Genomic DNA, 1,930 nt, shown 5'->3' with positions numbered 1-1,930 from the left:
CCTTTGTGCCTTCACTTAACATCTATTCTGCAAAAGCAATAATATCGAAGTGTTTCCAATCTAGCATATTTTGTTTTTGAGGAATAGGCGTAATGGCTGCATCTTCTTCAAAATCATCCATTTTGTTGATTTTATAGCCTTTTTGACTAATATAATCAAACAAATCGTGGCGGTCTTGCTCAGATAAATCTTTGAAACATTCAAAAATCAATGTAGGTTTGTACTGGTCAAGAAGCTTACTGATTGATTTTAAGATTTGAATATCATACCCTTCTGCATCTACTTTAATCAAGGAGATTTTACTCACTTCTGGATATTGTGTGTGAATAAAGTTTTGAAGGTTGACACCTTTTACTTTTTCTCCTAAACCAAATTTTCCATTTTTTCCACTGATTCCACCATTGTTGAAGCTGGCCTCAGAAGAAGCATACGAATACTCGCCTTCTTCCACTGCAATAGCATAAGGTAAAGGAATAATGTTAGAAATGTGACGATTTTGATCGGCGTTTTTCTGTAAAATTTTAAAAACGTGAGGGTTTGGGTCAAAGGCCAAAACTGTGCCTTGCGCGCCAACTGCCAAAGCCATAGGAAGAGTAGTGTCGCCAATGTGTGCGCCGATGTCAATGACAAAATCGCCAGTTTTAAGGAATTTACGATAAAAATTAACCTGACTGAGAGAGATAGTTTTCTCTTGTTCTAAAGGATTTAACCAACAAGTGAAGTTGATATTGCCGATTCCTTGGATTGAGATGACAGAGGTTGCGTCACCATAATTACTAAATTTGCGTTTGGCCACAAACTTAGTGTACTTCTTTTTTAGGTAATTGAACATTCGTATGTGTGTTTAAAGTTGGACTATACTTGCATTAGAGGAAATATACGTTCTGTAAAAATAGCTTTAAATTTGCATAAAAAAGGGTTTATAACATTTTTTAACAATATGCACATTTTGATTTTCCACAATGCAGTATTGCCTGCATTGGAGTACGGAGGAACCGAGCGAGTGGTTTGGTGGTTGGGTAAAGAGTTGACCCAAATGGGGCATCGTGTTTCATTTTTGGTGGCAAAAGGTTCGGAATGTCCATTTGCTGAGGTGCTGTTTTATAATCCCGAACTTTCATTAAGTCTACAAATTCCTGATTATATCGATGTGGTACATTTGAGTATTCCACCTCCCGAAGATTTTCCGAAGCCTTATGTCTATACGGTTCACGGCAATCCAAGAGCTGATGAGGTATTGGATCAAAATGCGGTATTTGTTTCAAAAAACCATGCAGAGCGTCATAATTCGACCGCTTATGTGTTGAATGGAGTCGATTTTGAAGATTATCCCAAACCTTCATTTTCACATCAAAGAGGGCATACTCATTTCTTGGCAAATGCCTCATGGCGAGTGAAAAATGTTAAAGGAGCGATTCATATTGCCAAAAAAGCAAACGAAAAGTTAGCAGTTATGGGCGGGCATCGTCTCAATTTTAAGATGGGATTTCGTTTTACTCCCGATCGCCATGTAAGATTTCATGGAATGGTAGGAGGAAGGGTAAAGTTTGATTTATTACATCGTTCCAAAGCGCTGATATTTCCAGTTTTATGGCATGAGCCATTTGGATTGGCGATTGTCGAAAGTCTTTATATGGGTTGTAGTGTTTTGGGAACGCCCTACGGTTCGCTACCCGAAATTGTAACACCAGAAGTTGGATTTTTATCTATTTCGGAAAATGAGTTGGCTGAGAAGCTGAAAAATATAGCACAGTTTGACCCAAAAATTTGCCATGAATATGCCAGAGATACCTTCACTTCTCGACAAATGGCATTGGGATATTTGCAGTATTTTGAAATGGTTTTATCAGGAAAAAAAATCAACTCGGTTGCACCGAAAGCCCTGTTTGATTATCCTAAATTTTTACCTTACGAAGTAAATTAAAGAGGG

General features: G+C 37.8%; 2 protein-coding genes. One reads left to right on the top strand and one right to left on the bottom strand.

Annotated features, from left to right (window positions below; all coding sequences use genetic code 11):
• Window positions 1–22: 22 nt before the first annotated feature.
• Entirely contained in the window at window positions 23–832 is an 810-nt protein-coding gene (locus ACOVQ4_RS07365; RefSeq protein WP_421820007.1) for an FkbM family methyltransferase, read from the bottom strand.
• A gap of 108 nt (window positions 833–940) precedes the next feature.
• On the opposite strand from ACOVQ4_RS07365, the gene ACOVQ4_RS07360 reads away from it, so the two are divergent.
• Window positions 941–1,924: a glycosyltransferase gene (locus tag ACOVQ4_RS07360; RefSeq protein WP_421820006.1), complete on the top strand. Its 984-nt coding sequence runs from the start codon at window positions 941–943 to the stop codon at window positions 1,922–1,924.
• Window positions 1,925–1,930 lie beyond the last annotated feature (6 nt).

The sequence above is a fragment of the Flectobacillus sp. genome (assembly GCF_049240685.1).
In the GTDB taxonomy this organism is placed as follows: domain Bacteria; phylum Bacteroidota; class Bacteroidia; order Cytophagales; family Spirosomataceae; genus Flectobacillus.
Note: the sequence above shows the minus strand (reverse complement) of the source record. Positions and strands in the feature narration are given on the sequence as shown.